The sequence below is a fragment of the Xanthomonas sp. NCPPB 3569 genome (genome assembly GCF_041475645.2).
Lineage (GTDB): Bacteria > Pseudomonadota > Gammaproteobacteria > Xanthomonadales > Xanthomonadaceae > Xanthomonas > Xanthomonas phaseoli.
Genome location: NZ_CM192969.1, coordinates 3,788,117 through 3,812,374 on the forward strand (window position 1 = coordinate 3,788,117; position 24,258 = coordinate 3,812,374).

Annotated in this window: 23 protein-coding genes, 1 tRNA gene and 4 pseudogenes; 14 read left to right on the top strand and 14 right to left on the bottom strand. The window is 61.5% G+C overall.

What is annotated here, in order from left to right:
• Nucleotides 1-129 precede the first annotated feature (129 nt).
• The 3 genes from ACCQ03_RS16380 to ACCQ03_RS16390 form a co-directional block, all read right to left on the bottom strand.
• A complete protein-coding gene (locus ACCQ03_RS16380) occupies nucleotides 130-522 on the bottom strand; it encodes an H-NS histone family protein (protein WP_017154750.1) in 393 nt (130 codons plus the stop codon).
• A 90-nt stretch (nucleotides 523-612) separates the two neighbouring features.
• Nucleotides 613-1,005, bottom strand: a complete 393-nt coding sequence (locus ACCQ03_RS16385; RefSeq protein WP_017154749.1) for a hypothetical protein — start codon at nucleotides 1,003-1,005, stop codon at nucleotides 613-615.
• 108 nt (nucleotides 1,006-1,113) lie between these two features.
• Entirely contained in the window at nucleotides 1,114-1,797 is a 684-nt protein-coding gene (locus tag ACCQ03_RS16390) for a thermonuclease family protein (protein WP_081022874.1), read from the bottom strand.
• 313 nt (nucleotides 1,798-2,110) lie between these two features.
• Here ACCQ03_RS16390 and ACCQ03_RS16395 point away from each other — a divergent pair, with 313 nt between their 5' ends.
• The 4 genes and pseudogenes from ACCQ03_RS16395 (at nucleotide 2,111) to ACCQ03_RS16410 (ending at nucleotide 3,799) form a co-directional block, all read left to right on the top strand.
• Nucleotides 2,111-2,416, top strand: coding sequence for a hypothetical protein (locus tag ACCQ03_RS16395; RefSeq protein WP_209227758.1), 306 nt, complete (start codon nucleotides 2,111-2,113; stop codon nucleotides 2,414-2,416).
• 317 nt (nucleotides 2,417-2,733) lie between these two features.
• Nucleotides 2,734-3,077: pseudogene (locus ACCQ03_RS16400) on the top strand (hypothetical protein).
• Nucleotides 3,078-3,141: 64 nt separating this feature from the next.
• A complete protein-coding gene (locus ACCQ03_RS16405) occupies nucleotides 3,142-3,423 on the top strand; it encodes a toxin-antitoxin system TumE family protein (protein ID WP_081022873.1) in 282 nt (93 codons plus the stop codon).
• Nucleotides 3,424-3,430: 7 nt separating this feature from the next.
• The gene (locus ACCQ03_RS16410) at nucleotides 3,431-3,799 is read left to right on the top strand and encodes an HVO_A0114 family putative DNA-binding protein (RefSeq protein WP_226982570.1); all 369 of its coding nucleotides are present in this window, start codon (nucleotides 3,431-3,433) and stop codon (nucleotides 3,797-3,799) included.
• Nucleotides 3,800-3,871: 72 nt separating this feature from the next.
• Here the strand turns inward: ACCQ03_RS16410 and ACCQ03_RS16415 are convergent, their stop codons facing one another.
• On the bottom strand, nucleotides 3,872-4,687 hold the full coding sequence (locus tag ACCQ03_RS16415) for a hypothetical protein (protein ID WP_209227764.1): 816 nt from the start codon (nucleotides 4,685-4,687) through the stop codon (nucleotides 3,872-3,874).
• 345 nt (nucleotides 4,688-5,032) lie between these two features.
• Between ACCQ03_RS16415 and ACCQ03_RS16420 the strand changes: the two genes are divergently transcribed.
• Nucleotides 5,033-6,120 (top strand): IS3-like element ISXcd1 family transposase gene (locus ACCQ03_RS16420; RefSeq protein WP_223842567.1). Its coding sequence is split into 2 segments (ribosomal slippage): nucleotides 5,033-5,285 and nucleotides 5,285-6,120, totalling 1,089 coding nucleotides; the frame shifts between segments, so codons are not numbered across the junction.
• A 36-nt stretch (nucleotides 6,121-6,156) separates the two neighbouring features.
• On the opposite strand, the pseudogene ACCQ03_RS16425 reads toward ACCQ03_RS16420, so the two are convergent.
• Nucleotides 6,157-6,666, bottom strand: a pseudogene (locus tag ACCQ03_RS16425) (MobA/MobL family protein); the annotation flags it as partial.
• Between the two features lie 266 nt (nucleotides 6,667-6,932).
• Between ACCQ03_RS16425 and ACCQ03_RS16430 the strand changes: the two are divergent.
• Nucleotides 6,933-7,262, top strand: a complete 330-nt coding sequence (locus ACCQ03_RS16430; RefSeq protein WP_057679404.1) for a conjugal transfer protein TraD — start codon at nucleotides 6,933-6,935, stop codon at nucleotides 7,260-7,262.
• A 20-nt stretch (nucleotides 7,263-7,282) separates the two neighbouring features.
• Here the strand turns inward: ACCQ03_RS16430 and ACCQ03_RS16435 are convergent, their stop codons facing one another.
• The 4 genes from ACCQ03_RS16435 to ACCQ03_RS16450 form a co-directional block, all read right to left on the bottom strand.
• Nucleotides 7,283-7,975 carry a reverse transcriptase domain-containing protein gene (locus tag ACCQ03_RS16435; RefSeq protein ID WP_237377082.1) on the bottom strand — a complete coding sequence of 231 codons (693 nt, stop codon included), beginning with the start codon at nucleotides 7,973-7,975 and terminating at the stop codon, nucleotides 7,283-7,285.
• Nucleotides 7,976-8,331: 356 nt separating this feature from the next.
• Nucleotides 8,332-8,904, bottom strand: coding sequence for an XVIPCD domain-containing protein (locus tag ACCQ03_RS16440; RefSeq protein WP_244664246.1), 573 nt, complete (start codon nucleotides 8,902-8,904; stop codon nucleotides 8,332-8,334).
• An 831-nt stretch (nucleotides 8,905-9,735) separates the two neighbouring features.
• On the bottom strand, nucleotides 9,736-10,428 hold the full coding sequence (locus ACCQ03_RS16445) for a hypothetical protein (RefSeq protein WP_237377080.1): 693 nt from the start codon (nucleotides 10,426-10,428) through the stop codon (nucleotides 9,736-9,738).
• 223 nt (nucleotides 10,429-10,651) lie between these two features.
• Nucleotides 10,652-10,837 carry a hypothetical protein gene (locus ACCQ03_RS16450; protein WP_139790926.1) on the bottom strand — a complete coding sequence of 62 codons (186 nt, stop codon included), beginning with the start codon at nucleotides 10,835-10,837 and terminating at the stop codon, nucleotides 10,652-10,654.
• Nucleotides 10,838-10,989: 152 nt separating this feature from the next.
• On the opposite strand from ACCQ03_RS16450, the gene ACCQ03_RS16455 reads away from it, so the two are divergent.
• From ACCQ03_RS16455 to ACCQ03_RS16465, 3 genes and pseudogenes are all read left to right on the top strand, one after another.
• Nucleotides 10,990-11,439 (top strand): hypothetical protein, encoded by a 450-nt coding sequence (locus ACCQ03_RS16455; protein ID WP_139790925.1) that lies wholly within the window; start codon nucleotides 10,990-10,992, stop codon nucleotides 11,437-11,439.
• A gap of 927 nt (nucleotides 11,440-12,366) precedes the next feature.
• Nucleotides 12,367-13,029: pseudogene (locus tag ACCQ03_RS16460) on the top strand (integrase); the annotation flags it as partial.
• Nucleotides 13,030-13,170: 141 nt separating this feature from the next.
• The gene (locus tag ACCQ03_RS16465; RefSeq protein WP_150147813.1) at nucleotides 13,171-14,142 is read left to right on the top strand and encodes an IS5 family transposase; all 972 of its coding nucleotides are present in this window, start codon (nucleotides 13,171-13,173) and stop codon (nucleotides 14,140-14,142) included.
• Nucleotides 14,143-14,257: 115 nt separating this feature from the next.
• Here the strand turns inward: ACCQ03_RS16465 and ACCQ03_RS16470 are convergent.
• The 4 genes and pseudogenes from ACCQ03_RS16470 to ACCQ03_RS16485 all read right to left on the bottom strand — a co-directional run bounded on the left by ACCQ03_RS16470 (nucleotide 14,258) and on the right by ACCQ03_RS16485 (nucleotide 19,068).
• Nucleotides 14,258-15,324, bottom strand: a protein-coding gene (locus tag ACCQ03_RS16470; protein WP_244664304.1) for an IS3 family transposase whose coding sequence is annotated in 2 segments (ribosomal slippage) — nucleotides 14,258-15,072 and nucleotides 15,072-15,324 — 1,068 coding nt in all. Because the reading frame shifts where the segments join, the coding sequence is not laid out codon by codon here.
• A 123-nt stretch (nucleotides 15,325-15,447) separates the two neighbouring features.
• Nucleotides 15,448-16,991: pseudogene (locus ACCQ03_RS16475) on the bottom strand (site-specific integrase).
• Nucleotides 16,992-17,058: 67 nt separating this feature from the next.
• Nucleotides 17,059-17,132 (bottom strand) — tRNA-Gly (locus ACCQ03_RS16480).
• Nucleotides 17,133-17,250: 118 nt separating this feature from the next.
• Nucleotides 17,251-19,068: an autotransporter outer membrane beta-barrel domain-containing protein gene (locus tag ACCQ03_RS16485; protein ID WP_504230205.1), complete on the bottom strand. Its 1,818-nt coding sequence runs from the start codon at nucleotides 19,066-19,068 to the stop codon at nucleotides 17,251-17,253.
• Between the two features lie 154 nt (nucleotides 19,069-19,222).
• On the opposite strand from ACCQ03_RS16485, the gene thiS reads away from it, so the two are divergent.
• From thiS to ACCQ03_RS16505, 4 genes are all read left to right on the top strand, one after another.
• Nucleotides 19,223-19,423, top strand: a complete 201-nt coding sequence (thiS, locus tag ACCQ03_RS16490; RefSeq protein ID WP_057679458.1) for a sulfur carrier protein ThiS — start codon at nucleotides 19,223-19,225, stop codon at nucleotides 19,421-19,423.
• A gap of 49 nt (nucleotides 19,424-19,472) precedes the next feature.
• Nucleotides 19,473-20,267, top strand: coding sequence for a thiazole synthase (locus ACCQ03_RS16495; RefSeq protein ID WP_033473827.1), 795 nt, complete (start codon nucleotides 19,473-19,475; stop codon nucleotides 20,265-20,267).
• A gap of 298 nt (nucleotides 20,268-20,565) precedes the next feature.
• On the top strand, nucleotides 20,566-21,351 hold the full coding sequence (gene trmB, locus ACCQ03_RS16500; protein ID WP_057679457.1) for a tRNA (guanosine(46)-N7)-methyltransferase TrmB: 786 nt from the start codon (nucleotides 20,566-20,568) through the stop codon (nucleotides 21,349-21,351).
• A 65-nt stretch (nucleotides 21,352-21,416) separates the two neighbouring features.
• Nucleotides 21,417-23,279: an SLC13 family permease gene (locus ACCQ03_RS16505; protein ID WP_057679456.1), complete on the top strand. Its 1,863-nt coding sequence runs from the start codon at nucleotides 21,417-21,419 to the stop codon at nucleotides 23,277-23,279.
• Between the two features lie 59 nt (nucleotides 23,280-23,338).
• Here the strand turns inward: ACCQ03_RS16505 and ACCQ03_RS16510 are convergent, their stop codons facing one another.
• Nucleotides 23,339-23,680 carry a Rieske (2Fe-2S) protein gene (locus ACCQ03_RS16510; protein ID WP_039573622.1) on the bottom strand — a complete coding sequence of 114 codons (342 nt, stop codon included), beginning with the start codon at nucleotides 23,678-23,680 and terminating at the stop codon, nucleotides 23,339-23,341.
• A gap of 265 nt (nucleotides 23,681-23,945) precedes the next feature.
• On the opposite strand from ACCQ03_RS16510, the gene ACCQ03_RS16515 reads away from it, so the two are divergent.
• Nucleotides 23,946-24,221, top strand: a complete 276-nt coding sequence (locus ACCQ03_RS16515; RefSeq protein WP_017155446.1) for a hypothetical protein — start codon at nucleotides 23,946-23,948, stop codon at nucleotides 24,219-24,221.
• The last annotated feature ends 37 nt before the right edge of the window (nucleotides 24,222-24,258 follow it).

Consider the following 24,258-nt stretch of genomic DNA (forward strand, 5'->3'; position numbering starts at 1 on the left):
TTGTTTTAAGGCACGCGGCTTACGACACTCAACAGCAGGGCACTGGTGCGCCAAACGTTCACTAAAACATCGAAGGCCAAAAGCAATGCCTCACCCATTGCGGGCCTTCGACATCACATGCCGGGCGACTCAACCCGGATACAGCGGGAAGCGCTTGTCCGGATGATTGGCTTTCCACTCTTTATAAGAGCTGGTGCCTTCCCAGGCCTTGAACGCCTTCGGTGTACGACCACGGCCGGACCAGGTTTCGCCGGAATGCGGAATCCAGTACTTGGCGACCACTTCGCCGGTGGAAGACAGCGGCCCCTTGGTCTTGCCGGTCATCGCCAGCGAGGCGATCTGGGATTTTTGCTTGGCGTTGAAACGGTTGCCGAACTGGGTAAGCACCTCGATCACCTGGTCGAAGGCTTCCAGCGTCTGGGCGTATTTCAGCTGCGCTTCTTCCTGCTCAAGCTTGCGCAGCTCTTCCAGTAGTTGTGCCCGGGCGGCGGCGGTGGGTGAAGCGGGCGAATCCTGGCGCATTGGCAAAACATAAGGTATGGGCGGGTCAACGAGTATTGCCGCTGGGCCGCCCAGCGTAAAGCGCCTGGGCCCGCGCGGGTCTGCCGGCGCTCAGCGATGGCGCAGCAGTGCGTGCTCGCGGGCCATGGTCAGGACCGGGCCGATCCGCCCGGCGCGGATCAGTTCGCTGCAGTGCTTGCCGACAAATTCCACCCGTGGCGTGCGAAACCACTGCACCACCCGATCCAGTTCGCCGGCATTGATCGACCAGGCGTGGTAGACCGCCTCGCCCAGCTCCTCCACCCCGATCAGCCCGAGTTCGCGGATCTGCTCGGGATCGAGCGCGAACATGTCCAAGACCTTGCCCGCATTGTCCGGCGTGACATGGCCGGTGCGCACCTGCCTTGCCAGCCCGGCGCCATAGGCGATCGACGCCACCCACGCAGACTCGGCACGACGCATCCCCTTGATCAGCGCGCCGACGAGTTGGGAATGGGTGGCCATGGCTGCACTATGCGGCGGCGATAGCGCCGGCTCAATCGGGATCTCCCTGACTCTAGGCAAGAAAATTCAGAAGCCCGGATGCCGGGGCCTCGGGACACCACGGCACCATCACCGCTGCGCCGGTCTCCACCCGGCAGCAGCCGCTTCATTCGCCGAACAGAAGAAACGCTCGCCCTTCCCTGGCGAGATGCGCGTCTTTGCATAATCGCGCTGGCCCGGCATGTGAAAGATCTTCTTGCCGTCACTGGAGATATTGCCCTTGATCGCGCAATTGCCTGGCGCCGACGTTGCAACCTGGCGTGTGGTTGCTGTCCGCGCCTTCTTGTCGCGGCGGTAGTCTGCCGGCATCTGAAACGCGCCTTGCCAGAGATTGCGCCGCTGCTGCTGCGCGATGCGCTCGTCTGCCTCGAACGCGGTGGCATATTGACGATAGGCAACCGCCCAGCCAGAGCGCACCATCCAGGCATTGACGGACTGCCCCTGCACGAAGCATTCGGCCACTGTGCGGCCATAGCGATCGGTATCTTTCGGCTGGCAATGCACGGTCTTGTCCAGCAGATAGCCATCCAATGCCGCTGCAGCACGGCGGCCGCACGGCCAGGCGCTGCCATCGTGTGCGCCGCACTGCTGCGCGCTCTCCGGCGCATCGATTCCCCATAGGCGGATGCGCTGATGGGCAACGGTGATGGTGTCGCCATCGGTCACCGTCGCACGACCGACCCGCTCCGCAGCACTGACAGGTAAAGCAAAAAATACCAGCACCGACAAAACCCAACGTTTCAACAACTTCAACGGCCACTTCCTGTCTAATCGGCAGACTGCGCTCCGCGTGTCTTGCCTTGTTGCCACTGCAGCCGGTCGGCTTGGTCAAGCATTCCATCGAACCTGACATCTGCGCCGGCAACCAATGCCAGCGCAGCGGCCGGCACTGTATGCCAAACCACCCGCGATGCCTATCCTTTTTCCGCGTTGCTTGCGCATGCTTCAGATGTCTTGCATGCACAAAGCGAGCACGCGACGTGCTGGATGGCGCGCAGGTAGACAAGCGCGCTCTGTAGCGATTCGCCGCAGGAATTCAGCCGAAACATGGCCAGACTGGTGCCAGATGCAGATTTCTTCAGCACACATTGCACCGCTCGCTGAGCACGATGCGTCATGTATCGCGCGGGGCGCCGCCAATACCGAACGCGCGATGATGGATCTCAATGCGCTGCGGCTCAGCGTGATGCGCGATCGCACAGCGCCCGATCAACCGATGCTCGGCTGCATGCAATCGAGGAAAGTGAGCTGCGGAGCGATGCGCTCTGGCAAAAGACGCGCCGAATATGGAGCGGGCGATGGGAACAGAATCACCCCACGCCAACCAATTGATTTTCCTAGCTTATCCCGGAGTGGGGTGATCCAAAAATGATACCCCGCGTGATACCCGATCATAGCCAAGCGGACGCCAGCGTTTCAAGGCACCTTGCTGTGCGGGGGTGAGCTGGTTGCCGAACACACCGAGACGGACGGCAGCTCCACACTCCGACACGTCGCTGCGCCGAAGCAGGAGCGAGACTCTTCCCTGGCGACGGCGCGAGAAGGATGGAGCACTCGCATCACCCATGGACATAACCTGGCATGAAATCTTCGCCCGCATTCAAATTTGTGAAATAAAGCGTAAAGCGAGCTCTTGCGTGCTTGGGAATTGTTGGTTGGATGAGGGCTTCCCCACACGTAGGAGCTTTGATGACCACCACCTCCCAACAACTCGAAATCGCCGGCCAGCTGCTCGCCGGGCTGATGAGCCAAACGCTGTCTGACGAGCCGCTCGTGCGACAACGCAACGTCTGCAATGCCTGGGCCTCTGCTGGCGAGCTGATCGTCTACAGCCAGAAGAAGCCGCCAGGCGGGAGCACCGCCGCTCAATCGTTGGACCACGCTCCTCCACAGCCCTCCCAAGTCGTGCGAACCCGAGAAGCTCTCATTGTTCGGGAGCGCTCCCCTCAGTGGAGGAATGGCGAGCGGGCCGAAAGCCCAAAGACTCTCAGCTGGACCCAGTGCGCAACAAGAAGCGCCAGACCCTTCACTGAACCCTACACGGGGCGCAGGTGATGTAATCTTGACAACACCATTGATTGTTGTCAGGATTACAACATGAGCAGCAAGGGTGAGGTGCTGACAGATCGCCGCGTCAAGTGGGGTGAAGATGCTTTTGCTGAAATACGTATTGTGCTTGTGCCCAAGCCCGTGCGCGGTAGTGCCCACAACTACAAATACGGTTTAGCTTACGTAGTCGCTGGGACATGTGTATTGCGTTACGACAATGAAGCGGGCAAAGGCGACCACAAGCACATAGGCGCGGTGGAAATGCCTTACAACTTCACCACCCTCGATCAATTGACAGATGATTTTTGGGCCGATGTGGCCCTACTGTGAGGACAACATGGAAAAGAACATTCTGACCATTGGAGTCGCCACCTTAGAGGAAGTGAAAGCGCAGATGAAAGCTGCAGCGCGCGGAAAAGGCGACGCCGTGCCGCGCTTCACCTTCACGAGCGGCGAAGATCTTCTGAGAACACTGAATGTCAACCGCTGGAGTCTGCTGGAGGCTCTTGCTGGCACCGGCCCGCTCGGCGTGAGAGAGCTGGCTCGACGGGTAGGCCGTGACGTGAAAGGCGTCCACACTGACACGACTGCGTTGGTGAACTGCGGCCTGATCAATAAAACCGAGGCCGGCGCCCTTCACTTACCCTATGACGGCGTGCACGTTGAGTTCGAAATGCGCACGGAAGCTGAAGCTGAGGCAGCCTAGTTTAGGCGGTGCCATCGTCTGACCATTCAGCGCCATCTCAAAAAGAGCCCCGCAGTGCGGGGCTCTTTTGTTTCAGTGGAGGCGCGGCGGTTTGGGAACGTAGACAGGCGCAGGAGGGGCAGAGACGGCAGGGCTTGGACGTGGCCCGCCCGGTTGATTCGCTATTTCGAGTTCCAAGGGATAGCGCTGAAGCATGTCCCGGCTCCAGGCCTCCAGATGCGCCGCGCTGGCTGAAGCCTCTTTCCCGCAAAGGGCTTGTTCCTGCGGGGTCACCCGAGCCCTTGCATCGGCCAGTTCTACGGTCCGGCTTTCAAGCGTGCTGAGTCGGCGGCCACGCCGCTGCTTCCAGTCCCCCTGCGTCCATGAGGTCCCCGGCTCGGGATTGTTCGCCAAAAAGTCGTGCCACGCGTTCTCGGCCATGTGGTGCAGCTTCTCCGCTCGACGCACCGCCAATAGCCGCCGGGCAAACTTCATGGCCGCTGCCTTGAAGCGCCGCAGTCGACGGAGCAACTCGTTGAGGTCCGGGCGTAGCCGGGCCTCTTCGGCGAAGGCGGCCACGCGTTCCCTGATCCACTGCATCAAGGCCAGGGTTGCTTGGAGGGTCTGAGCCAAGCGGGGATCCGCTTGAACAGCGACTCCCCATTCGTCGCTGGCCTCCTCCGCGAGCTCGGAGACCGAACGTGGCTCGCGCGACGGCTTGGCCTCCTCCGCCTCCATCAATCCCAACCCACGGGCAAGGGTCGCCATGCTGCGGGACACCTCGATGCGCCCTGCCCCAGGCCCGAGCAGCAAGGACAGCCCATCAGAAGGTCGGCGAGACTCGCGCTCGGCCTGGGCCTGGCTGTGACCGTCGGGCACCGGCATGGCGCGCCCCTCCTGCTCAAACACGGCGATCAGCTTTTGGAAGGTCTCCTCGTTGGTCTCCTCGATTCGGAGGTTTGCGTCGGAACGCTTCGACGGCTGGCCCCGCCGGGCCAGCGCGGTCCCGTTCTTGCCAACGTGCTTGGTGGGCTCCCGGGACAAGACGGCAGCGGCGGCCAGGTCGCCACGCGCCAGAGCGTCACTTGCCTGTGCTTCCAAACTGCGATGGTCCACGCGAATCTCGAGCGCGGCTTTCTCAAGGTGGGCATTGATGGTGGTGGCGATGAGTTCGCGCACCCATTGGGTAATCCCCCCACAGGTTAGCTGACGCCAGAAGTGGAATTTTCTCGTACCCTTTTCCGAGGAGGTTCCATGAAGACATCCCGCTTCACCGACAGCCAGATCATTGCCGTCCTCAAGCAGGCCGAGGCCGGCACGCCCGTGCCGGAGTTGTGCCGGGAACACGGCATCAGCTCGGCGACGTTCTACAAGTGGCGCAGCAAGTTCGGCGGCATGGACGCATCGCTGATGTCCCAGCTCAGGGAGCTGCAGGACGAGAACCGGCGCCTGAAGAAGATGTACGCCGATGCCCAGCTCAGCGCCGACCTGCTGAAGGAGGCGATGGCAAAAAAATGGTGAGGCCATCTCAACGCCGGGAGATGGCCCGATGGGCCGTAGATGGTGGCCACACGAACATCCGGCATGCCTGCCGGACCTTTGCGGTGAGCGAGACCTGCTTTCGCTATCAAGCCAAGGCCAGCGAGGAGAACGCCCGGATTGCCGATTGGCTGGTGCGGTTGACCACAACCTATCGTGATTGGGGGTTCGGCCTGTGCTTTCTGCACCTGCGCAACGTGAAGGGCTTTGGCTGGAATCACAAGCGGGTGTACCGCATCTATCGGGAGCTGGAGTTGAACCTGCGGATCAAGCCGAAGAAGCGGCTGGTGCGCGAGCGGCCAGAGCCGTTGGCGGTGCCGGAGACGATCAACCAGGTCTGGTCGATGGATTTCATGCACGACCAGCTGGCCGACGGCCGCAGCTTCCGGTTGTTCAATGTGCTCGATGACTTCAACCGTGAGGGTCTGGGCATCGAGGTCGACTTATCGCTGCCATCGGCCCGGGTGATCCGCTCGTTGGAACAGATCATTGACTGGCGCGGCAAGCCAAACGCCATTCGCTGCGACAACGGCCCGGAGTACATCAGCGGCGCGCTGCTAGCTTGGGCACAGCAGCGCGGGATTCGGATCGAGCACATCCAGCCAGGCAAGCCGCAGCAGAATGCCTATGTCGAACGTTACAACCGCACCGTCCGCTACGCCTGGCTGGCCACAACGTTGTTCGACACCATCGAGCAGGTTCAGGACAAGGCCACGCGCTGGCTATGGACGTACAACCATGAGCGCCCCAACATGGCGCTCGGCGGTATCACGCCAGCAATGAAATTGGCGATGGCCGCCTAGCTCCACTTTTGGCGAACGCTCAAAGCGGGGGGATTACCATTGCACCTCGACACGTCCCGACGGCCCGCCGTCCAGTTCCTTGGTTTTGTCCGTGAGACCGTCTGGTCCCATGCGACGGGTCGTCGCCAGGACATGGACGTGCCAGTTCAAGCCGTCCTTGCTGCCGGGGCTGTGGATGCTGGCCTGCGCCGCGAACCCGTAGCGACCCACCAGAGCACGGGTGACCTCCACGGCCAGATCGGAGCGCTGAAGCTCGTCGAGCTCGTGGGGCAAGGCAAACTCGAATTCGCGCGCGACGGTCGAATCTTTGCGACGCTCAGCCGCTTCCGCCGCCGGCCAGAGCTGGGCAGGGACCAGGGCCCAATCGGGCGCGTCCTCGGGAGCGATGCAGCGCGTTTCGACGACGCCGTCCCGGCGGCGGTAGTCGTGGCGCAGGCCGGTGAGCGCGTCCTCGAGCAGCAGGCCGGCGCGGTAGGCGGCCGCAGCGATGGACGAATGTCCTTTGGCGCGACTAAACGTCTTGACGTTGGCGTGATAGATGGCCATGAGGCGGCGACTCCGAAGCAGTGGGGTTGCTTGGTTTATGCCTCGGCTTTGGATTTTCGCAAGCGCCCTTGGCGCTTGGGGTTCAAGGGGCGGAGCCCTTTGCGCACGTGTCACGCAGTGACACCTAGGTGCGCTCTTGCTTCTTTCTTCTAAGCCTTGTTTTTCAGCCTATTCGATTCTTGAGGTGGACGAAATTCGAGACCAGCCCAACGCTTGACGCAAGCCGTTTTCCTGGTTGACTCATTTCCACAAGGCAGGAGAAACGCATGACCGCAACGAATCACTACCGGGACCAAATCCAGCGCGCCACGGAACGTCTGGCTCATCTGCAAGCGAAAGAGCTTTTAGCCAATCAGCGCCGCGAAGCGCAGGCACAAGAAACGGCGAAGCGTGAAGAAATGAAACGAAGGCATCGCGTGGCGGACCTAGTCTTCTTGGCCGGAGTCCAGGAGTTGGATGATGCGGAACTCGTAGGGGCCTTACTGCTCCATGCTAAACGGCGAAACTCTCAGGAAATCCAAGTCGAGGCTCGCATGTTGGGAGCTATCAAGATAAAGAATCCAGCCAAATCACCAACGACGGCAGCTCTGCACTAATCTTATCGCAAGTGGTCACTTCACGCTGTTACATCGGCAACCTGCGCGGAGTTAATCGAATGCACGTAGCGCACTATTCCATCTTCAACGTGCAATGAGCTTGCCGTGGCATACGACTCACGGAAGCGATCAAGCCTGTCCTGTGTCAACGTCAGCAGACCATGTGAGAGCTCGACGTTAAAGGCCGTCACTGTCGAGCCAGGCCCAATTGTCTTACCGGCACTAAGTGGCAGGTATGCATCTGTCGCGAGTTTGGCAAGCTCAGTGGCTACGACATAGAGGCGCGCTTCGTCATTGGACGACAAGACAATGTCATCCATGTAAACGCTGACAGTCATGTCTTCGGAAGATTCGCACTGCCGTAGAAACCGCCCTACTCGACTGCGGTCAAGCGCCAAGGATGCCAAAATCGGGGATTGAACATATCCATACGGCAGCATGGTCTTACCAGTGTCGGGACGGATGACCACGCTATCGCTCGCCATCTTCCTGGCATCAACGTAGGAAAAACTTTCCTTCAAGCAGCGCGTGACTCTCGATTGATTGATGCGACCAAAGAAGTCGTCAAGATCGCAGCGAAAAAAATATTGATTTTTTAAATGGCGCCGGAGAGCCGCCACATGCCCACCCTTGCGAAGGTGAAAATAGAACTTGGGGCGGGCCCACACCTTTGACACAGACAAACGGATCGCCTCACCTGCAGCCTTGCCCAAGGGAGTCGGGACATACACCCATCGCCCTGGCTTTACCTCAAAGCGGTGTTCCCATCTCTTCATCGCGAAGCCCACGAGTAGTTAGATGCCATGTTCATGAGCGCTGCCAGGAAACGGAAAAATCCGCCCCCAAACGACAGCAACGCATGAACTAGGCGGGTCTTACGAATGAATTTCTTCATAAGATCACTCCTCTATTCTTAGCTCCGGCTTGCCTAGCGCAGAGCGCATGGACACTTAACCAACGGCGACCACCGAATAGAGACATGCGGCGTCGAGTAAGTCACTTGGTGACGAATAGAGGGACAGGCATAAAGCCTATCGCCAGAGCCCATACAGTTTAACCCAAGGCAGGGTCACATAGTCATCCTCGGCCCCGACTCTTGTTGTTGAGTCTGCTGTTGGGTCTGCTCCATCTGCTGCTGACGCACCTGGTCCTGCTTGATAACCTCGGCCTGCTGAAGGTTCTGCTGGGCCGGCTGCTGCGAGGCCTCACGCCCATCGACATGGGCATGGAACTGCGGCGCTCTGTCCACCCCGTGCGGGGCATAGATCGCAACGACGTTCTGAGCGCCATCGTTCCCTAATCCTCCCGTGACCCTGTCCACTCGCTTGAGCAACGGGTCGTCCACCTGCTGCTTGTAAAGCGCAGCTGAGACATTCCTGGTCTCTTCTTCGTTCCAGTTGCCCGTGCCTTTGACCCAGTCGTGGATGCGGGCATAGGTCGAATGGTCGGGGTGCACCGGGTTGTCGGCCAGCACGGCTTCGTTGCGCGCGACGGCTTGGGGTTCGATGTCTGGTTGGCTGGCGCCGCCTTTCCCGATCTGCCGCACCTCCGTGGGTCGTAGCTGCCCGTCGGAAGTGTCGGTGAATCCGAAGGCTTTCCCTTGCCCTCCCAGTCCAACGCCTGCCGCTTGGACCTCTTCCACCGAACTACCGAGCTCCTTGAGGTTGAGGCAAGGCTAGGAATCGACTGGCTAGAGGCTCTATCTAGATCACGGGATACGGCGGCCCCGGCAGACACGACGTAGGACAAGTAAAAGGCGTTGTAGTCAGACTGCCCCAACGCGCCCAGGCCTTTGCCGGACTGATCGAACTGACAAATCGCCACGGCTTTTACCGCAGGGCTGTCGATGCGGTTGTCGGTGTGCTGGATGCCCTGGACATCCATCTGGATGCCTGGAGCCAGCCGCCCGTTCGTGACGCAAGGCGTGGTCGGGTCGAGGCGATAAAGCAGTTCTGCTTCGCTGACGTTGCTGTCTTGGTGCTTGACCCGACTGGCCACCGAATTCATCGACACCATTTCGGCTAGCGCTTCGTTCTGCCGGGAAGCGTTGATGTATTCCTTTGCCAACGGGGTGATGTCCACCGTCGCATCGCCGTAGCGTGCGCCCTCTTTAAGCGTCTCATCGATTCGGTAGGACAGCTTGTAGGTGCTGAGTTCGTTGGAGCGGGCCATCAAGGCATGCCCCGTCTCGTGCCCCAGAACACCCGTCAACTGGTCTATTCGCTCTGACCGGGAAGGTCGCTGCAATACATCGGCGTTGACGCTGATCGTCTTTTCGCCATGGTCATAGTGCCCGCCTTCGTTGGGTGTGCGAGCGAACTTGATGTGCTCAAGGTCGCCGTTGTCGATGGCTTTGGTCATTACCTCGACTAGGTAAGGAGAGGACTCCACTGCCTCGCGGAGGTCCTTGGCTGCACCTGCGGACAGAGACGATTCTTGTTCGGTCTCCTGGAGCATGCGCTCAATGCGAGGGTCAAGCATCGCTGCGCTCCATTTCAAAGACAACGACCGTCACGCAGGTCGGCGCATCCCGATGGTCAGGAGTCACGGCAATGTAGAGCCCGAGCGAGGGACCAACGATCTTGTCGAACGTGATGCGCTGGTCGTCGCCAAAGGTTGGCACATACACCCGGAAGCCGTCGGCTTCCATTTGCTTTTTCAATGCGTCGTAGGCCAGACAGGCGTTCGGGGTGAGGGTCAGTTCCACCCGGTGCCCGGGGAGCTTGGGTGCCCCCTTCCACACGGCCCACTCGTAAGTGCCCTGTCCCACCTCACCTGTCACCCCTCTTCGCTCATGCTTGGCGTCGGGAGGAAGCGCAATGCCCAACACGCGCTCCACGTTGGCGGGGTCGGAGTCTGCTTGAGCGTGAAAGGACTGGGCGAGCGCTTTGATTTGTTTAAGCAGTTGGTCGGCGGTGAGTTCAGCCCCTGGTTGCAGCGCGGGATAGCCGTCCCAGGTCATCATTGGTGCCGAACGCTCAGGGGCGGCAGCATCGACAAGTGCCGCGACGCGGTCCTGCTCGCGCCGAATGTCAGCGGAGGTCGGTTCCTGCATGGCTTTCTCCTGATGGGCGTTTGACGATTGCGCGCATGCGGCCATTCCCAACAACAGCGCGCCTGCTGAAAGGGCTTTGGCGATGCGCCTTCCTTGCCTTGGTATATCCATGGCCAACATCCGAGTGTCGGGAGGTTTGACAGCTTACCGCCAGCGCCTTGGCTCAGGCCAATCCGGTAGTCAGGGGGGGCATAGCCCCCTCTGGGCGACGATGACCAAGTGGTGCAGCACTCGGATGTCTAAGAGACCCAGGTCTTCCCGCAGGCTGGGTGACCATAAGGCCTGCTTCGCTGGGTTCCGGATTTTCGCTCCGGATGGGAGCAGGGTTCTTCGCCTAGATTGAGCCAGATAGTGACCCGCCGCCTTTTGCTTCCTTCACAGCTGCGTGGATGATCTTGTAAGCCTTGGCAATTGACTCGGCCGCCGCATCCGACTGACCTGCCGCACCGATGCCGCAATTAGTCTTGGCAAGCGCTGCGACAAGAATATCTTTTGCTATCTCCTGCACTGTCTGGGACATGCATTGCTCCTTGTGTGAGTGAGCGTCGACTACACCACAAAATATCTCGCAACGGCCGAGGCAGACACGACTAATGCGGCTGGTCTCTCGGTGCTAACATTACCAACACCTTCATGCCAGCTGTCTTCATTGACCGCAGACAAGCCTACTTCTTGAACGAATCGATCGAATGGACGCGTGAGCAGCGACTGTTGCATCCCAGCAATGGAACGGATGTCTACGGATTGGTGCCGCAACTAAACTTCAAAAGCGGTCCACCTTTTCCCGCTGGCGCCATTCACCTGAAATACGGCGAGCACCGCGGCAAGCACCGTGGATTCGGATTCCAACACATCTGGCGGGAGCACTGCGCGCACATTGTTAGTCACGATGAAGCTATGGCTTTCGTATGTGAAATGGTCGCGAAAGCTTTGAGGCCAAATACAGCGATCTATTACGAATTTGGTGAGCGTCTGGAGGTCTTCTCACTCCGCGCGGGCCAAGTGATTATTGAGCTGGCCCGCACATCTGTGCCAGAAACATATTCGGTAGTGACCGCTGGCTATAAGCCCACTTACGCAAAGGGCTCCCAAGTGGGAGCCCTTAAACGCGTTGGACCGTGACGCCGAAGCAACCTTCTTAGCAGGCCGTAATGTCACCATTACGGGCGGTTCGTCGGCGCCCTTGCGGGCTGGCGTCACTACTCCACTTGTCGATAGTGAAGTGACCCTCTGCGGATGTAGCCTACAACCTCGACCAAGCATCACCGCCGGCTCTTGCCATGGGTCCAACGTGCATCATCCTACACATGTAACGCAGGTGTTACAACATGCTTGCCCAAATTCTTAGCAACCGCTAAGCATCCTGAACGGAATGCTGACTTAAGCGAGCGCCTAGGCTTGAGCCATGGCGCGACATCTTGTGTGTGCACCGCTGTGCCTGACTCCAGAGTCTCGATGTAGCCCAGCGTGGCCACGCCACCCACCTCGGGCTAGTCGTCTGGCTGCTGGATCATAGGTGCGTATCAATCTATGCACCGTTTGAGACGCCGCGGCCGACGCAAGACAGCCCCTTCAGGTTCCGAGATGGCGCTGCTCAAGCGCCCTGTAGGGTGAGCGACCATTGGGTCCCACGTCCGGCAAGGTCAGGTTGCGCTTCTGGCATTCGTCGCACCATCGGTGTCGCGCCCCATCGGATGTCAGAAAGTTCCGAGCTAGGCATATCGCTGCTTTGAATATAAATCAGACTAACAACAATAGGCTAACATTTAACTTAGATTCATTTTAAAATTTGCTCACCAAACTCATTTAGTTAGCTTATTTACTGCAAACAGTACGCAATTGACTGCGATAAATCGACACAAATTCCCTCGAAACCCTTGGTTTATAAGGCTTCTCGCCGGATAACGAATTGGCGGATTCGGGAAGCACCCCATCGGAGCGACCCTAACAACTGAGGTATTCGTCTACACCGCAAATTTTTGTATCGCCCCCATTGACGAATTCGCGCCCTGTTTTATCCCTACTTCCATCTCTCGATGGAAGTGACCCATGACCAGCAACCCCGCCGCAACACTCAACGATTACATCGCCTCGCCGTTTGGCCTCCTGCAGTTGGAAGGCATCCACATCGGCCGGTTCCGCATCGACCGCGCCATCATCCGAGGCCGGGAAGCCGCCATCAATCTCCAAGAATGCATCCTCGCCGCTCTCGACGAAACCGGACGAAAGAGCGGCCTGAAGAACAACACACGCTACCCAGCGCAACTGCCCATGGGCACGCCTTCGCGCCCCTTGGTCAAGGAGATCGAAGATCATCTGGAGGACATGCGTCGCCGCCAGCTCGACCCGAAGACCGTGCAGTCCACCGAGCGCACGTTGAAGCTTCTGCTTCTTACCTGCGGCAACATCTCTGCGGCTCGAGTCGACTACTACCACATCCAAGCGCTCTGGAAGCTCCTGCGCTGGGCCCCAAGGAACCTATTGTCGGATCCGCTGCTGAAGGACCTCTCCTTTGATGAAGCGCTCGCGCTGGGGAAGGAGCAGGATGTGCCGCCGCTCGCGCCTGCCACTGAGGAGCGTCATCGCCGGTTCCTCGTCGCTTTCTTCAACCACTTGGTCAACGGACAGACCATCGACGTGTCACCGATGAAGGCATTCCGAAAGCCCAAGAAGGACAACACCATCGATCCCGACAAGGCGATCCGCCTGTTCCGTAAGCTCCCCCGTCAAGCAGACAGTCCAAAAGTAGACCTTCTGGCGTGTTGGTTGCGGTACTCGGTCGGCGTTAGGGAAACTCTGAACAATCCATCGTGATCTGCCACAATCGATCAACGACCCGAGTAGACGATTTCGATGCAGCTGACCTTCGGCGACGCGGAGTACAACGGCAAGCGCAAGCGGACGCGGCGTGAGGTGTTCTTGGCCGAGATGGACCAGGTCGTGCCGTGGAAGGACCTGCTGGCGCTGATCGAGCCGCACTACCCGAAGTCGGGGCAGCCGGGGCGACAGCCGTATCGGCTGGAGACCATGCTGCGCATCCACTTTTTGCAGCAGTGGTATGCACTGAGCGATCCATCGGCGGAAGAAGCGCTGTACGACACGGTGTCGATGCGCCGTTTCGCCAAGATCGGCGGGCTGGATGAGGTGCCGGACGAGACGACGATTCTCAACTTCCGCCATCTGTTGGAGCAGCACGATTTGGCGCGCAAGCTGTTCAATCGGGTCAACGCGCACCTGTCGCGCAAGGGGCAGAGCTTGCGCGGCGGGACGATCGTGGACGCCACGATCATCGCTGCGCCCAGCTCGACCAAGAACAAGGATGGCGAGCGCGATCCGGAGATGCACCAAACCAAGAAGGGCAACCAGTACTACTTCGGGATGAAGGCGCACATCGGGGTGGACGATGACTCCGGGCTGGTGCACCACGTGGAGTGCACGGCGGCCAACGTGGCCGATATCACACAAGCGCACAAGCTGCTGCACGGCAAGGAGGACACGCTGTGCGCGGACAGCGGCTACACCGGGCTTGAGAAACGCGAGGAGATGAAGCGCAAGCGCAAACTGCGCTACCTGATCGCGGAGAAGCCCTCGAAGCTGAAGCAGATTAAGAACAAGCGCGAACTGAAGTTGGCCAAGCGCTGGGAGCACACAAAAGCCAGCCTGCGTGCAAAGGTGGAACACCCGTTTCGGGTGATCAAGCGCCAGTTTGGCTACGTCAAGGTGCGCTATCGCGGTTTGGCGAAGAACACCGCACAGATGCTGATGCTGTTTGCGCTGTCGAATCTGTGGCTGAAGCGCAAAGAGTTCATTACCGCCGCGGGGTAGGTGCGCCCGTAATCGGGACGATACCCCGAAAAAGCGCCAAAAACGGCGAAAAACCGAGGATCTGAGCGCGGTCACCGCGACCGATATGGCTTACCACATCCTCCGATCGCGTTGTTCAGACCTTCCTTAGGCCGCCGAGCGCGTCATGGGGCCGCTGTTCGTTGTAATCGATCATCCACCAATGGGTAGCTTCGCGGATATCGTCGAGGCGGGTGAAGAGGTGCTGGTCGAGCACTTCTTCCCGGAAGGTGCGGTTGAAACGTTCGATGAAGGCGTTCTGGTTCGGCTTGCCGGGCTGGATGTACTGGATCGCCACGCCATTGACCTTCAGCCAGCTGGTAAATGCGTCGCCCAGAAACTCTGGTCCGTTGTCGGAACGCACGACCTGCGGCAGGCCATGATCGTGCTTGATCTGCTCGAACACGCGCACCAGACGATGCGAGTTGATCGACGTATCCACCTCGATGTGGAGCACCTCGCGGTTGAAGTCGTCGACCACGTTGAAGGTGCGGAAGCGTCGGCCGCACGCCAGAGCGTCGCTCATGAAGTCGACCGACCAGACGGTATCAGGCAACCTTGGGACATACAGCGCGACACGCTCGCGCTTGGGAAGCCGCCGCTTCGCAGCGCGGCGCAGGTTGAGCCGCATGGCCTTGTACACGCGATAGATTCGCTTCGGGTTCCAGTCAGGTCGCGTCCTGCGCAGTACGTCGCTGCATTTCCAAAAGCCGCGACTGGGGCGGTCTTCGACGACACGTGCGATCGCCGCGATCAACTCGGCATCGCGTACTGTCCAGTCGAGCGGTGGCGCATACCACGCCGCACGTGCAAGCCCGACGCATGCACAGGACCGACGCAGCGGCCGCGCGTGTACCTCGATCAGGTACCGCACGGCCTCGCGCTTGCGCGCCGGCCCTAGAGTTTTTTTGCGATGAGATCCTTCATGGCCGCATTGTCGAGCGCCAACTCGGCGTACATCCGCTTGAGCTTGGCGTTCTCCGACTCAAGCTCCTTGACCCGCCGCAGCTCCGAAGCCTCCAGGCCTCCGTACTTACTCTTCCACTGGTAGTACGTCGCTGTGCTGATACCGACCTGGCGACAGACGTCCTTGACCGGCACGCCGGCGTCGGCCTGCTTGAGCGTCGCGACGATCTGCGTCTCGGTGAACTTTGAGGTGCGCATAGAACCTCCTGGCTGAGGTAACGATGCCAGAAATATCCACTTATGCGGTGTCTGTCAGGCTGGGGAGCTTACGGAGTTCATACGCGACCAGCTCAACCGCTGCTGGCTAGACTCCATAACTAACTATTTCAAGTTGTCCGCAAACTTTCCAGAACTGTAAACAGGAAGGGACAGTAGCGGACTGAACCTAGCAAGCGTAGCCACCCGGTCAGGCAGGCTCCGCCGGTCAATGTAAAACTTCTCCAACACCGTTTGCCCGGTCCCATGCCCAGTGAGCGCCCCAATCGCCGAAGCCGACACTCCCGCTTCATCCAGCTTTGATGCGATGGTATGGCGGAACCCGTGGAACCCCTGCCCCTTCTCCGACACCCCCTGCCGCTTGATATAGACGGAGAACTGGCGGCTCAGCTGCCGGCCGTAGCCCAGCCCTGTCGAGTTAGGCAGGTCTGGGAACAACCGCTCGACCCCTGCTTGCCGGGCCTCTTCCACGTAGGTCAGGAAGCCGCAATCGATCACCGGCTGAGCCAGCGGAATGAACCGCCGGCTGTGCTTGTTCTTGATGCTCTGCTTCTTCCCGAGCTTCCGGACGAAGAAGCCGTGCACCCCGTCGATGGTATCGATGTCCTCCAGCCGGAGCTGCGCGATCTCGTTAACGCGAGCGCCCGAGTAGAGCCCCAGGATCGGCCCAAACCATCGATGGGGGTATTTCGACGCCCACTTGGGGAACTCCACCGGGTCAAAGATGGCCTTCAACTCGGCATCGGTAAACGGTGAGCCGGTATCTTCCGAGTCCGGCGTGGAAATCGCTCGGATGCCCGCCAACGGATTCACCGCTAGGTGTTTGCCCTCGACCAGCGACACCAGGAAGACGCTCAGCCGTTGCCGGTGCTTGGCCATCGTCCACGCAGCCGGCTCTGGTTCGTCGTTCTTCTTCGCCAGCTTGATGACCTCAGGCACCGACAAGTCTCGGTAGGCCGGCCGCTTGGTCGCATTCGACGGCCAATAGCGCACGCCTTCAAAAAAGGCCCGCACGTGATCCTGGGTCAGCGAAGCCACGGGCACGTCCTTCCCAATGATCCCGACAAACAGGCGCAGGGTGTGACGGCTTTCGAGCACGGTCTTTTGATGCAGACGGGCGCCGGCCAAGTCCCTCAAATGATCGGCCATCGCTTTGGACAGCATCAGCGCCTTCGGGGCACCGCCGGAGATGCGCTGACTGCCCTCGAGCAACTGCTGACGACGCTTGGCCACCCTTGCCGCCATGACCTCGGTGGGCTCTGTCTGCCGCGCCCGCACCATCAGGTCTCCGAAGATCACGGCATCAGCAGGATTGTCCAACTGCGCCTGCGCGATGCGCGTGCCGTCCGGCAGCGTCACATCTTTCAAGGTCAGCTCTTTAATGTCCCCATTGCGAACCTTTTCCAGCAGTTCTTCCAGATCCACGGTCATCCCTTTCCGCATGGCATCGATAGTGCCATTCCCATCGTGGCCGCCGCCAGCCTGGCGTGGTCACCACGACGGTTTCCCAGCGATCGGACAAGGTAACGCGAGCCAATCGAGGCTCGGAGATCGGTAGGGACAAAGAAGCGCGCATACAGGCCAGCCGAGCGCGACATCATCAAAGGCTTGGGCAAGATTGATACCTCGATTGATACCTCAAGGGGCATCGCTCGGAATCATCAATCGGCCGAAATATCTAACCAAGTCAACCACTTAAAGACTTGACTGAAGCTCTGGAGCGGGCGATGGGAATCGAACCCACGTCAGTAGCTTGGGAAGCTACAGCTCTACCATTGAGCTACGCCCGCATGGCGCTGGCAGAGTTTATGCGGGTGCAGGTGTCCGGCGCAATGTGCGCCGATAAGACGAGGGCCGGTTGCCCGGCCCTCGTGTGTTGCGTGTGAGCCAACTGCGGCCTACCGCGCCTCAGAAGTTGCCGCTGAAGTTCACGAACAAGGTGGCATCGCGGGCGCTGCGCTGGGCCGTGGTGGTGCTCAGGCCGATGTTGCTCTGCAGGCCCCACAGCCCGGTACGGGCACCCAGCACGACGGTGGCGTAATTGCGATCGAAGTTCTGCCCCGGGACGGTGTACATGCCCACTTCCGGCATCGACTGCAGCCAGGCGCTGGCTTCGCCGCCGTCCTTGAACTCGTGGTCGTAGGTTGCCTGCAGGTACGGCTTGACCATGGCACCGTCCAGACGCACCTGGAAGCCGACTCGGCCGACCAGCGAATCGATGTCCTGGTTGGCGTAGCCCAGCGCGGTGGCGCTGTCGTTGCTTTCCGTATAGCCGTCGAGCTTGATCTTCTGCCAGGTCAAGCCGGCCACCGGGCCGTACTTGAGGTTGCCTTCGCCCAGCGAATACCCGGCGTTGAGGGCGGCGGTAAGGTTGCTGCCGTCGGGGGAGCCGCTGTGCACGCGGGTCGCTGGCCCAAGCTGGACTTCGCGGTCCACGTCGTAGCTCAGCCAGCTGTAGCTGACCTGGGCATTGACCCACACCGGGCCGGTATACCAGCCGAAGAAGCCGCCCAGCGTGGTGTCGTCCTGCTTGAAGCTGCCGTTGCGGTTGCCGAAGTCGGCGTCCATGCGGCCGAAACCGGCAAAGCCACCGAACACCAGGTCGCCTGCAGTCCAATCCACGCCGAACAAGCCGGCCGGCGCCATGCCGTCATACAGGTCGGCGTGGTCGTAGCGCTGCATGTCGCCACGCACGCTGCCCCACCAACGCATGCCATCGGCGTCCGGCTTGCCGTCCAGATGCCAGGCCACCTGGTCGGCGCGCGCGCGGCCGCCGGCCTGCGCCGAATGCGTCAGCACCTGCTGCAGACGCGGCGCTTCCAGCAACGAGATGGCGTATTCGCCCAGGATCTGGTGCACTGCCGTGGTCGGGTGAATGCCATCGGCGAACACATAGGTGTTCTGCGCATTGGCGGCGACCAGGCTGGTCGGGTTACAGGCAGGCAGCGGCACGGCCGGGTTGCAGGCGGTACTGGTGACATTGCTGAAGCCATAGGTGCCCGGGTTGGCGACGATTTCCTGCAGCATGTGGAAGGTGTCGACCGGAATCACGCGCAGGCCGGCGGACTGCAGGCCATTGAACAAGGCGGTGTTGTAGGCGGTGGCCGCAGCGGTGCCTTGCGCCATTCCCACGGCGCCGCCGGCGCGGAAGCGCGGGGTGAGGCCGACGTCCGGAATGGTCGGCACCATGACGTAACGCGCGCCGGCATTCTGCAAGGTGGCCACGGCACCGACCTGGGCGGTCACCGCGCTGCCGATGATGGCCTGCGCCTGTGCCGGGGCGAGCGACGCGGCGAGCAGGTCGTTGGCGCCGCCCCACACGGTGTACAGCGCATTGGGGTTGGCGCGGCCGCCATTGGCGGTGAGGTAGGTGTTGATCTGGCTGGTTACCGACGGTGCAGCGCCGAGCGCGCTGACCGAGCTGGCCTGGATGCGCGCACCGCCGGCAGCGTAGTTGTCGCCGGTCTGGCCGTTGCCGTTGGGCGCGGCATTGGTGCCGAAATGGTCGCCGACATATTCGGCCCACACCCAACCCGGGTTGGTGGTGAACTTGCCGGTGACCGCGCGCGAAGCGGCCGGCAGCAGCGGGTTGTAATAACCGCTGTCGGTGAGGCTGTCGCCGAAGAACACGGTCTGGTCGAAGGCCGACTCGGCCATGGCCGGGGCGGCCGCGATAGCGATGGCCATAGCCATCAGGGAGCGGATCGGGCGAAGTGTTGAAGCCATCGGAATGCCTGCTTGAGTGAGTGGGACCGGGCCGGCGTGCATACGTACGCTGGCGAATGGCACATGGTTTCACCCTCGCCGCCCGCGCTCACGCTGCATTGCCGCATAACGCAAAAACGCGCGCCGGAGCGGCACGCGATGCAACAATGATGACATGAACATCCAACTCAACGGCACCCCGCGCGCGCTTCCGGACAATTTGCCGCTGGCCACCCTGCTGGAGCAGGAAGGCCTAGCACAACGCCGCGTTGCGGTAGAGGTCAATAGCGAAATCGTGCCGCGCGGACGGCATGCAGATCACTTACTGCGCGAGGGCGATGTGGTGGAAATCGTGCATGCGCTGGGCGGCGGCTGATGCGCCGCGCAAGCCGGCGCATCCGCGCCCGATCGGTGATAATTGCGGCATGACGAATCCCGCCCCCTCTGATGCGCTGGTCATCGCCGGCAAACACTACCGTTCGCGCCTGCTTACCGGCACCGGCAAGTTCAAGGACCTGGACGAGACCCGCCTGGCCACCGAAGCCGCCGCGGCCGAAATCGTCACCGTCGCCATTCGCCGGGTGAACATCGGCCAGGACCCCAACGCGCCCAGCCTGCTGGATGTGCTGCCGCCGGATCGCTACACGCTGCTGCCCAACACCGCCGGCTGCTACACCGCCGAAGATGCGGTACGCACTTGCCGGCTGGCGCGCGAATTGCTGGATGGCCACAACCTCACCAAGCTGGAAGTGCTGGGTGACGAGCGCACGCTGTACCCGGACGTGGTGCAGACGCTCAAGGCTGCCGAACAACTGGTTGCCGATGGTTTCGAGGTGATGGTCTACACCTCCGACGACCCGATCCTGGCCAAGCGGCTGGAAGAGATCGGCTGCGTGGCGGTGATGCCGCTGGCCGCGCCGATCGGCTCGGGGCTGGGCATCCAGAACAAGTACAACCTGTTGGAAATCATCGAAAACGCCAAGGTGCCGATCATCGTCGATGCCGGCGTGGGCACCGCCTCGGATGCGGCAATTGCCATGGAGCTGGGCTGCGACGGCGTGCTGATGAACACCGCCATTGCCGGCGCGCGCGATCCGATCCTGATGGCCAGCGCGATGCGCAAGGCGATCGAAGCCGGCCGCGAGGCGTTTCTGGCCGGGCGGATTCCGCGCAAGCGCTATGCCTCGGCGTCGAGCCCGGTGGATGGTGTGATTGGATGAGTGGGTGGTCTGCTGGCGCGCCGTGCGTTCGACCGTCTGCATTGCGCAACCGCCAGGCAGTGGCCGCTCGACGATGGGCGTGGTCGGATCCGACGCCGCTCGTCCGTACCCTTTCCCCAGCCCCTGCTCCGCGCCCCGGCCCACGCCTGCGTTGCGAGCTCCCAGGCACGCGCGCCCATGGCGCGCAAACCGCGCCTCCTCGCCCCGGTGGGAGAGGGGCTTTTCCAGCTCCTGCATGGGCGCGATGCGGTTATCGCGCAGGTGCGGAGCATGTGTTTGCTGACGTGACCGACCTTTCATGACCGACCCGTTTACCAGCGACGGCGCCAAGATGCCGCCCAAGCCCTTCACCATCGAAGAGGGGCGCCGCCAGGTGCGCAGCTTCGTGTTGCGCCAGGGCCGTTTCACCCCCGCGCAGCAGCGCGCCTTCGACGACCTGTGGCCTCGCTTCGGGCTGGACTACACCGGCGCGCCGCGCGATCTGGCCGCCACCTTCGGACGCGATGCGCCCAAAGTGCTGGAAATCGGCTTCGGCAATGGCGCTGCATTGCGCTTTGCCGCGCAGCAGGATCCGAGCCGCGACTACATCGGCATCGAGGTGCATGCCCCCGGCGTGGGCCGCCTGCTCAACGCGCTGGAGGAAGACGGCAGCACGCATGTGCGCCTGTATCACCACGATGCGGTGGAAGTGCTGGAACACGAGATCGCCGATGGCGCACTGGACGAAGTGCGCATCTACTTTCCGGACCCCTGGCACAAGAAGCGGCATAACAAGCGTCGCCTGATCCAGCCGGCGTTCGCGCAGTTGCTGGTGCGCAAGCTGGGCGAGGGCGGCCGCCTGCACGCGGCCACCGACTGGGCCGATTACGCCGAACAGATGTGGGACGTACTCGATGCCACCCCAGGCCTGGTCAATCGCGCCGGCCCGCGTGGCCACGTCGAACGCCCGGCCTGGCGCCCGCAAACCCACTTCGAGACGCGCGGCCAGAAGCTTGGACACGGCGTGTGGGATTTGCTGTATGACCGCGAATCGGGAATCGGGAATCGGGAATCGCAAGGGCAACTGCCCGCGTTGCCCGGATAAACCACAGCGCCCGCAATTTTCGCTCTGCCAATTCCCCATTCCCGACTCCCCATTCCCGGCCCCCAATGGACACCGCGCTGACGCTGACCAACGACATGAAGCTCGTCCTCGGGCTGGTCGGTTTCACGATGGCGATGTTTTTGTTCGAGCGCATCCGCGCCGACGTGGTGGCCTTGATCGTGCTGGTGGTGTTGGGCGTCACCGGGCTGGTGGCGCCGGAGGAACTGTTCGGTGGTTTCTCCGGTAATGCGGTGATGAGCATCATCGCCACCACCATCCTGGGCGCGGGGCTGGAGCGCACCGGTGCGTTGAACCGGTTGGCCACCTGGTTGTTGCGGCGTTCGCACGGCAGCGAGCAGCGCCTGATGATGATGACGCTGGCCATCTCCGGCTTGAACTCCTCGTTCATGCAGAACCCGTCGGTGATGGCGTTGTACCTGCCGGTCGCCTCGCGCCTGGCCGCACGCACCGGGCTCACCTTGCAGCGCATGTTGCTGCCGATCGCCGCTGCCATCGTGATGGGCGGCGCGCTCACCATGGTGGGCAATTCGCCGCTGATCCTGCTCAACGACCTGCTGGTCTCGGCCAACAACAACCTGCCCTCGGGTATGGCCAGCATCGAGCCGCTGACGATGTTCGCGCCGCTGCCGATCGGCGTGGCGCTGCTGATCGCCGCACTGCTGTACTTCCGCTTCTACGGCGACCGCAAGCTGATCGAAGAAGAACGCCTGATCAACGAAGGCGTGACGCCCTCGCGCACCGAAAGCTATTTCGCCAAGACCTACGGCATCGACGGCGATGTGTTCGAGCTGACCGTCACTGCCGAGAGCCCGCTGGTGGGTATGACCCTGGGCGAGGCCGAAGCCCTGCACGATGCACCGTTGCTGCTTGCGCTCAAGACCGGTAACGACACCCGTCTGGCACCGCCGGCCGATATGCGTATCTGGGTCGGCAGCGTGCTCGGCGCGATGGGCCCGCGCCAGGAAGTGGCCGACTTTGCGCAAAACCAGTTCCTGCGCATGTCCTCGCGCCTGCGCAACCTGGGCGATTTGTTCAATCCCAGCCTGGCCGGCATTTCCGAAGCATTGATTCCGCCGAACTCCCGGTTGATCGGCAAGAGCGCCGGCGAATTGCGCCTGCGCAAGCAGGCCGGCATCAGCCTGCTGGCGATCAACCGCGACAAGCAGGTCATCCGCGAAGACGTGCGCAACGTGCCGCTGCGCGCCGGCGACATGCTGGTCTTCCACAGCATCTGGCAGGACCTGGTGCAGGCGGCGGAAAGCCGCGATTTCGTGCCGGTGACCGACTTCCCCAAAGGCGAGCAGCGCCCGCACAAGTTCAAGATCGCGATGGCGATCTTCGCCTTTACCATCCTGATTGCGCTGACGTCGCGCCTGCCGGTGGCACTGACGCTGATGACCGGCGTGGCCTGCATGCTGGTCAGCGGCGTGCTGCGCATGGACGAGGCCTACGCATCGATCAACTGGAAAACCATCTTCATGATGGCCGGGCTGATTCCGCTGGGCTGGGCCATGGACAGCAGCGGCACCGCGGCATGGGTGGCCGGCCACACCATCGACCGCCTGCCCGAAGGCGTCCCGGTGTGGGCGCTGGAAATCAGCCTGGCGTTATTGACCACCGCCTTCTCGCTGGTGATCAGCCATGTGGGTGCGACCATCGTGATGGTGCCGATTGCGGTGAATCTGGCGCTGGCCGCAAACGGCAACCCGACCGCGTTCGCGCTGATCGTGGCGTTGTCGGCGTCCAACAATCTGATGACCGCGTCCAACCCGGTGATCTCGATGGTGGCCGGCCCCGCCAATTATCAACCGCGCGAGTTGTGGCGCGTGGGCGCACCGCTGTCGCTGATCTACATCGTGGTGATGGTGTCGATGATCAACCTGATGTTCTGGTGGGCGGCGCGCTAATCCAGCGTTGCGCTCTTCGGGCGGCTGACAAAGCGTCCTCAGCAATCGTTCCCTGGCGCTTACCCCAGCAGCACCTGCTCATTGTCGACCCGCACCGGCACCGCAAACAGCGATTGGCCGCGACACGGCCCGCTGATGCACTCGCCACCACTGAGTTCGAAGGCCGCGCCGTGCGCGGCGCAGACCAATTGCCCTTCCTTGGTCTTGAGGAACTGCCCCGGCGCCCAGTCCAGCCGGCGGCCCGCATGCGGGCAGATGTTCAACCAGGCACGGACCTGGGCGCCTTCGCGATACAGCACCAGCGATTCGGTACCGCTATCCAGGAGTGCTTCGACTTCCAGAAACCCGGCATCGGGAATCTGCGTCAACGTGGCAAGCGTGGTGGGCGATGGCAACGACATGCAGGCGACCGGAAACGATGGGCGGTGAGGCCTGGATTGTGGCATGCGAGCCGGGCAGCACTGGCAGCCTCAGGCAGCCCCCGGGTGAGCGCGGACGACGCGATTCCTCAGACAACCGGACACAACCGGCCTTATGAGCCGCCATCCATGCATGCCGCACGTGATCGCCTTCGCAAATCGCTGCGTCAATTAACGAACTTTTCACTCAATGACATAAAACCGCAACGATACTGCGCGCTCGTTTCCTGCCCGGCAGCCCACCGCCATGCCCGCTCGTATCTTCCAATTCGGCAACTTCCATCACCTGTTTGCGCCGCGCAAGCCGCGTCACCCATTGGTGCGCGTTGCCGCCGGCCTGGCTGGCCTGGTGATCCTTGCGGTGCTGATCTTCTTCAGCGTGTTCGTTGGCGCAGCAATGATCCTGGGCGGCATTGCCTGGAAGCTGTTGAGCAAGTCGAACCGCCGCACGCCGCAGCAGGCACGCGTGGTCGAGGCCGAGTACCACGTGGTGCGCAAGCCCGCATTGCCGTTGTCGCACTGACACCTGGCTGACTGCATCGCTGCACCGCCGGCTTGCC

Coding starts and splice junctions, on each gene's coding strand:
- ACCQ03_RS16465 (WP_150147813.1), top strand. CDS start 13,171: ATGCAGCTGACCTTCGGCGACGCGGAGTACAACGGCAAGCGCAAGCGG.
- ACCQ03_RS16430 (WP_057679404.1), top strand. CDS start 6,933: ATGACCGCAACGAATCACTACCGGGACCAAATCCAGCGCGCCACGGAA.
- ACCQ03_RS16405 (WP_081022873.1), top strand. CDS start 3,142: ATGAGCAGCAAGGGTGAGGTGCTGACAGATCGCCGCGTCAAGTGGGGT.
- thiS (WP_057679458.1), top strand. CDS start 19,223: ATGAACATCCAACTCAACGGCACCCCGCGCGCGCTTCCGGACAATTTG.
- ACCQ03_RS16515 (WP_017155446.1), top strand. CDS start 23,946: ATGCCCGCTCGTATCTTCCAATTCGGCAACTTCCATCACCTGTTTGCG.
- ACCQ03_RS16450 (WP_139790926.1), bottom strand. CDS start 10,837: ATGTCCCAGACAGTGCAGGAGATAGCAAAAGATATTCTTGTCGCAGCG.
- ACCQ03_RS16485 (WP_504230205.1), bottom strand. CDS start 19,068: ATGGCTTCAACACTTCGCCCGATCCGCTCCCTGATGGCTATGGCCATC.
- ACCQ03_RS16385 (WP_017154749.1), bottom strand. CDS start 1,005: ATGGCCACCCATTCCCAACTCGTCGGCGCGCTGATCAAGGGGATGCGT.
- ACCQ03_RS16505 (WP_057679456.1), top strand. CDS start 21,417: ATGGACACCGCGCTGACGCTGACCAACGACATGAAGCTCGTCCTCGGG.
- ACCQ03_RS16495 (WP_033473827.1), top strand. CDS start 19,473: ATGACGAATCCCGCCCCCTCTGATGCGCTGGTCATCGCCGGCAAACAC.
- ACCQ03_RS16380 (WP_017154750.1), bottom strand. CDS start 522: ATGCGCCAGGATTCGCCCGCTTCACCCACCGCCGCCGCCCGGGCACAA.
- ACCQ03_RS16445 (WP_237377080.1), bottom strand. CDS start 10,428: ATGGATATACCAAGGCAAGGAAGGCGCATCGCCAAAGCCCTTTCAGCA.
- ACCQ03_RS16510 (WP_039573622.1), bottom strand. CDS start 23,680: ATGTCGTTGCCATCGCCCACCACGCTTGCCACGTTGACGCAGATTCCC.
- ACCQ03_RS16395 (WP_209227758.1), top strand. CDS start 2,111: ATGCAGATTTCTTCAGCACACATTGCACCGCTCGCTGAGCACGATGCG.
- ACCQ03_RS16410 (WP_226982570.1), top strand. CDS start 3,431: ATGGAAAAGAACATTCTGACCATTGGAGTCGCCACCTTAGAGGAAGTG.
- trmB (WP_057679457.1), top strand. CDS start 20,566: ATGACCGACCCGTTTACCAGCGACGGCGCCAAGATGCCGCCCAAGCCC.